This window comes from Sutcliffiella rhizosphaerae (assembly GCF_917563925.1).
GTDB classification, from domain to species: domain Bacteria; phylum Bacillota; class Bacilli; order Bacillales; family Bacillaceae_I; genus Sutcliffiella_A; species Sutcliffiella_A rhizosphaerae.
This window is the reverse complement of record NZ_CAKJTJ010000016.1, coordinates 24,069-30,068: the sequence shown is the minus strand read 5'-3', so window position 1 is coordinate 30,068 and position 6,000 is coordinate 24,069. Positions and strand designations below refer to the sequence as shown.

The following is a 6,000-nucleotide window of genomic DNA, read 5'->3' as shown; positions in this document are numbered from 1 at the left end:
AGAATTAGCAGGGAATAATGGCTTTTTTGCCTGAATGCCTAAAAATGGAAAAAAGGAAAAATCGGGCACTCAAAGAGCAAACTAGTGCCCGAAAAACCAGAAAGTAGAAAAATCGGGCACTCAAAGAGCAAACCAGTGCGCGAAGAACCAGAAAGTAGAAAAATCGGGCACTTAAAGAGCAAACCAGTGCCCGAAAAACCAGAAAGTAGAAAAATCGGGCACTTAAAGAGCAAACCAGTGCCCGAAAAACCAGAAAGTAGAAAAATCGGGCACTCAAAGAGCAAACCAGTGCCCGAAAAACCAGAAAGTAGAAAAATCGGGCACTTAAAGAGCAAACTAGTGCGCGAAAAACCAGAAAGTAGAAAAATCGGGCACTTAAAGAGCAAACCAGTGCCCGATAAACAGGAAAGTAAAAAAACAGGCAAGGTAAATATTCTTTAAGTATTAACCCCCTATGTTTACAATCATTCCCATGGTTCATTAGCAAACACACAAAAGTTTCTTAAAATAAAATTCCTCACCATTATTTTATATATAGGAAAAATGCCTTATTTTTAGTTATTCATGTAACGTAACCTATATTACTTCGTACATACAAAGTAAGAAGGAGGGAGAAGAATGAAGAAATTATGTATTTTATTAACTGCTATTCTTTTCATGTCTGCTTGCTCTAAAGATACGAATGTAGGAAATGGGGCTCTGCCTGTTCAAGGAGAAGAGAAACCAGTTGAAGAGAAAGAGGTAGTTCAGGAAGAAAGTGAAGAGGAGTCAAGCTCTTTTGAAATAATGAATGAAATAGATGAGGTAACAATTCCGATGAATCTCGATGATTTCACCTCTATAGAAGCTGGTCTTTTCACGAAGGATTTGGAAATTGGCAAGGAGACTAGTATTTGGCCAATCTCCAATCCATTGTCTGGTTTTGAAGAGGATTTTATTAAAACGATGGAAGAAGTAACGGCAAGTAACACGGATGAAGATGTGCTGTTGAAGTCTTTTATACATTTACTAGGTAACAGTGCTTATCCGGAAGTAATAAGTAAATTGTCAGAGTATGAATTTTCTTTTAGTGAGCCATTGTTGCCAGATCCAGAATTAAATGATACTGGACGGGAAAATCAAGCAACTCCAGAAAGAGCATTGATTCTTTTGGATGCGAGTTCAAGTATGCTTTTAGATGCTAATGGAAAACAGCGAATGAAGATTGCAAAAGATGCTGTTCTCAGTTTTGGCAAGACCATTGGAACAGATAGTGATATTGCATTGTATGTGTATGGGCATGCGGGCTCACAAGAGGATAAGGATATGGAGCTTTCTTGTACAACTATTGATGAGGTGTACCCTGTTCAGCCTTATGAGGAGGAATCATTTTTTAATGCAGTTCAAGATGTAGAAGCTAAGGGCTGGACTCCACTTGCTGCAGCTATTGGCAAGGCTCGTGAGGATAGTGCTGGTTTCGATGGCAACATTACGCTTTACATAGTCAGTGATGGAATGGAAACCTGTAATGGAAATCCAGTTGAAGCAGCAAAGGGGTTTTCTGATGAAAAAGAAGGTAGACATGTTAACATTATCGGTTTTAACGTGGATAAAGAATCAGAAGGTCAATTAAAAGAGGTTGCAGCAGCCGGGAATGGTGAATATATTTCCGCTAATAGTCAAGAGGAACTAGAAGATAGCATGAAATATAAATGGCTTCCAGATTCCTTAGATTTAAAAAATAAATCGTTAGCTTCACCGAGATCAGGCTTTGCAGTACCTAATACAAACCACAGGCTAGATAGCTACAAGGATATTATCCAAAATGCAATTAACAAGGAAACAGAAAGATTCCAAAAGGCGACGGGTGTTTTAGGGGAAAATGAGCTTCTATCAAATGAAGAAGAGGAGGCATTTCTAAAAAGAATTGAAGAGTACAAGAAAACGATGGAAAGGCTAAAGGACGAGCTTCGAGAGGCAAAGCGTGTGGAAATGGATGCCGAGCTTGATCGAATTGATAACAATATAAATGAATGGATAGAAAAAATGGAGAAATTGAAAAAGGAAAACAGCTAACATTATAAGTAATTTGTTTTTGAAACAAAAGCCAAAATGCGATAATATACAGAGAGGATTAGCAAATATTTTTTAATACAAGGAGAGTACTCATGGGAAAAGTATTAGTACTAGGACATAAAAACCCTGATACAGATTCTATCTGTTCAGCAATTGCATATGCAGAACTAAAAAAGGAATTAGGATTAGACGCTGAGCCAGTTCGCCTAGGTGAGTTAAACGGAGAAACTGAGTATGCGTTAAAATACTTTAACACAGAAGTGCCCCGCTTAGTCGAGACAGTAGCAAATGAGGTTCAAGAAGTTATTTTAGTAGATCATAATGAACGTCAACAGAGTGTCAACGATATAGATCAAGTACGAGTATTAGAAGTAATTGACCATCATCGTATTGCCAATTTTGAAACAAGCGATCCATTGTACTACCGCGCAGAGCCAGTAGGGTGTACGGCTACTATTTTAAACAAGCTTTATAAAGAAAATGGAGTAGAAGTTTCTAAGACAGTAGCAGGCTTGATGCTATCTGCAATTATTTCTGACTCCTTATTATTCAAATCTCCAACTTGCACGGACCAAGACGTACAAGCAGCAAAAGAGCTTGCAGCAATTGCTGGTGTGGACGCAGATGAGTATGGATTGGCTATGCTTAAAGCAGGTGCGGATTTAAGTGATAAAACAGTCAAGCAGCTTATCTCGCTTGATGCTAAAGAATTCCAAATGGGTGAGTATAAAGTAGAAATTGCCCAGGTTAATACAGTGGACACCAATGAGGTTCTTTCGAAACAAGAGGAATTGGAAGCGGAAATTCGTGAGGTAGTTTCAACTAAGGATTTAGACTTATTCCTGTTAGTGGTGACGGATATTCTTGAGAATGACTCTGTTGGACTTGCTCTTGGCTCACAAGCCCCTGTTGTGGAAAAAGCATACAATGTTTCATTGGAAAACAATACTGCGGTACTAAAAGGTGTTGTATCTCGTAAAAAGCAAGTAGTGCCAGTTTTGACAGATGCTTTAACAAAATAATTCTATAATGATAAAAAGCCGGAAAATGTATGAACATACATTCCGGCTTTTACTTTGCCTAGGTTACAACGCCAATCCCCCTCGAGGTCATTAGCTCCGACTCGCTTATGCATTTCCGGGCTGGTCATGGCCTTCCAATTTTCTCGTCACCTTCTACGGCCAATAAATAGGTTATAGACAAGTGCAATTAGTGCAATTACAAGAACGATGTGAATGAGATTCCCAGCAATATCAAAGGAGAATCCTAGTAACCATAAAATAAGAAGTACTGCAAAGATGGTCCATAACATAGAGATACGCCTCCTATTCTGTCTGTCATTTGTCATAATCACTTTAAGTATGTTATCCCCTGTTTGTTCTTTATTAAACCAATGCAATTATTGGTAGCTATGCACGCCTACGCCCAAATAAATTAAAGATGATAGATAGCAATGCAAGCACAAGGAGAATGTGAATAAGTCCCCCACCGATTTCCATAGCAAATCCGAGTAGCCATAAAACCAATAATACGACAAAAATTGTCCACAACATTATGTCTTCCTCCTCTATATAATTTAGTTTGTATTTTTACAACGTCTTCACAGAGAATAATTCCCCGGCTCTGAAATTGTTAAACAAAAATTTGAAAAGGGAGAAAAAGAGAGAGAATTTCCAAATACGTTTCAAATGCTGCTCAAGTGGAATGAAGGAATTATAAACAATCAAAAGAGAGAAGGGTGATAGAAATGAGTGGCGAGAAATTTTGGGACAAACAAACAGAAGGTCAACCTCCACAGGAGCAAAAGAAACAGCCTGGTGATGAAAATAAGATGATACCTGAGCCAATATGCGAAAATCCCGATTATAAGGGGAGTGGAAAGCTCAAGGGAAAGAATGCCATCATTACAGGAGGGGATAGTGGAATTGGCAGGGCGGTTGCAATTGCTTATGCCAAGGAAGGCGCAAATCTCAGCATCGTTTATTTAGATGAGCATGAAGATGCAAAAGAAACGAAGAAATTGGTTGAGCAATATGGAGGATCATGTCTCCTATATTCAGGTGATATTGGAAGTAAGCAATTCTGTACAGATGTAGTTAAGCAAACAGTGGAGGAATTGGGAGGCTTGCATATTCTCGTGAATAATGCGGCGGAACAGCATGTTCAAGATAAGATTGAAGACATTTCTGAAGAACAGTTGTTACGAACATTTAAAACAAATATCTTTTCTTATTTTTATTTCATACAAGCAGCAGTGCCATATTTGAAAAAAGGAAGCTCAATTATCAACACAGCTTCAGTTGTGGCTTATCAAGGTAATCCAGTATTAATGGATTATTCAGCAACGAAGGGAGCCATTGTTGCATTAACAAGAGCGTTATCCGAAAATATTGTAGGGAAAGGTATAAGGGTAAACGGAGTTGCACCTGGACCGATTTGGACTCCATTAATTCCAGCATCTTTTCCGGGAGATAAAGTGGAAAATTTCGGTACGGACACACCGATGGGGCGTCCAGGACAACCAGCAGAGCTTGCTCCTGCATATGTTTATCTAGCATCAGAGGATTCATCCTATGTTTCAGGTCAAATGATACACATCAATGGAGGCAAAGTACTAAATGGTTAAATGAAAGTATTCACAAAATACTCAACTATATAAGCAAAGCGTGTTCACTATTTGTAGCATTTCTTGATTATGAGAAATGCTATTTTTTTGCCGAAAATCAAAGGGTGTTAACATTGAAATAAAGCAAATATTTATTGAAAATCAATAAATTGTGAGGTAAAATCAAATAAACAAAACATGTGAGGTGCTCTTGATGAAACACGGATCAACACTCTTTTTGAAGTTAACTTTGCTTTTTATGGGTATACCGGTTCTGGCGTTGTGTGTATTTTTAGTTCCGAAAATCGCAAATTTTGCTGCAGAATTGTTTCCACAGAATGCTTATATAAAGTATCTTATACTTATCGACTTGTATGCAACGGCAATTCCTTTTTATTTTGCGCTGTATCAAACCTTTAAACTATTACAATATATTGATACGAACAAGGCCTTTTCCACATTTTCTATAAAAGCATTAAAGAATATTAAGGTTTGTGCAATCATATTTAGTAGCTTATATGTAGTAGGAATGCCGCTTTTTTACTTAATAGCAGAGGTCGATGACGCACCTGGTATTATCGTAATTGGGTTGGTCCTTATTTTTGCTGGCATGGTAATCGCTTTCTTTGCAGCTGTCCTTCAAAAACTTTTACAAGAAGCGATTGATATAAAATCCGAAAATGATTTAACGGTCTGAGGTGAATAATATGGCGATAATAATTAATATTGATGTGATGCTGGCCAAAAGAAAAATGAGCGTGACAGAACTTTCGGAGAGGGTTGGGATCACGATGGCCAATCTTTCTATACTGAAAAATGGAAAGGCAAAAGCGGTTCGGTTATCCACATTAGAGGCAATTTGTAAGGCTTTAGAATGTCAGCCTGGAGATATCCTAGAATACAAAAGTGACGAAGACTCTTAAAGGAAATACAAGCAGGGTCAACATAAAGGTATGGTTGACCCTTAAAAAAATAGACTGCTTTAGCTTTAAATTAGAGTGTATTAATTTCCTTCCATTCCTTCGCTTTTTGCTCCATCAATCTAAACATATAACGATAAAATCTTACCGTTAATACTGCAAGTAAAGCTATCAGTGCAAGGATACTAGAGAAGATAAAAAGTTGCACTCCACCTAGATAAGCGCAAATTACGCTGCCGATTGCATAGCAAATGGCAACAAAATACACCATATTAAACTTTGGGAAAAGAAACTGTATAAAAGCGAAAAGAGAAAAGATGATGGTTCCAAAGATACTAAGATGTACAATGGCAAAAAAGATAAACTCCATATTAATCCTCCTTCGTCTTTAAGAGATATCCATAATATTCTCTAAAAGCA

The 6,000-nt window shown here is 37.7% G+C and carries 9 protein-coding genes; 6 read left to right on the top strand and 3 right to left on the bottom strand.

The features are described 5' to 3' along the window. The first annotated feature begins 84 nt into the window (after positions 1 to 84). The 3 genes from LRP81_RS14200 (at position 85) to LRP81_RS14190 (ending at position 3,077) form a co-directional block, all read left to right on the top strand. Positions 85 to 441: a hypothetical protein gene (locus LRP81_RS14200; RefSeq protein ID WP_230502189.1), complete on the top strand. Its 357-nt coding sequence runs from the start codon at positions 85 to 87 to the stop codon at positions 439 to 441. Positions 442 to 618: 177 nt separating this feature from the next. Continuing rightward, a complete protein-coding gene (locus LRP81_RS14195) occupies positions 619 to 2,055 on the top strand; it encodes a vWA domain-containing protein (protein WP_230502187.1) in 1,437 nt (478 codons plus the stop codon). A gap of 92 nt (positions 2,056 to 2,147) precedes the next feature. Continuing rightward, positions 2,148 to 3,077 carry a manganese-dependent inorganic pyrophosphatase gene (locus LRP81_RS14190; RefSeq protein WP_230502185.1) on the top strand — a complete coding sequence of 310 codons (930 nt, stop codon included), beginning with the start codon at positions 2,148 to 2,150 and terminating at the stop codon, positions 3,075 to 3,077. A 146-nt stretch (positions 3,078 to 3,223) separates the two neighbouring features. Here the strand turns inward: LRP81_RS14190 and LRP81_RS14185 are convergent, their stop codons facing one another. Continuing rightward, entirely contained in the window at positions 3,224 to 3,367 is a 144-nt protein-coding gene (locus LRP81_RS14185; RefSeq protein WP_230502183.1) for a lmo0937 family membrane protein, read from the bottom strand. Between the two features lie 97 nt (positions 3,368 to 3,464). Next, a complete protein-coding gene (locus tag LRP81_RS14180; protein WP_230502181.1) occupies positions 3,465 to 3,608 on the bottom strand; it encodes a lmo0937 family membrane protein in 144 nt (47 codons plus the stop codon). Positions 3,609 to 3,802: 194 nt separating this feature from the next. Between LRP81_RS14180 and LRP81_RS14175 the strand changes: the two genes are divergently transcribed. The 3 genes from LRP81_RS14175 (at position 3,803) to LRP81_RS14165 (ending at position 5,583) form a co-directional block, all read left to right on the top strand. Continuing rightward, a complete protein-coding gene (locus LRP81_RS14175; protein WP_230502179.1) occupies positions 3,803 to 4,681 on the top strand; it encodes an SDR family oxidoreductase in 879 nt (292 codons plus the stop codon). A 193-nt stretch (positions 4,682 to 4,874) separates the two neighbouring features. Then, positions 4,875 to 5,357: a DUF2975 domain-containing protein gene (locus LRP81_RS14170; protein ID WP_230502177.1), complete on the top strand. Its 483-nt coding sequence runs from the start codon at positions 4,875 to 4,877 to the stop codon at positions 5,355 to 5,357. 10 nt (positions 5,358 to 5,367) lie between these two features. After that, entirely contained in the window at positions 5,368 to 5,583 is a 216-nt protein-coding gene (locus tag LRP81_RS14165) for a helix-turn-helix domain-containing protein (RefSeq protein WP_230502175.1), read from the top strand. Positions 5,584 to 5,653: 70 nt separating this feature from the next. On the opposite strand, the gene LRP81_RS14160 is transcribed toward LRP81_RS14165, so the two are convergent. Next, positions 5,654 to 5,950, bottom strand: coding sequence for a hypothetical protein (locus tag LRP81_RS14160; RefSeq protein WP_230502173.1), 297 nt, complete (start codon positions 5,948 to 5,950; stop codon positions 5,654 to 5,656). Positions 5,951 to 6,000: the final 50 nt, after the last annotated feature.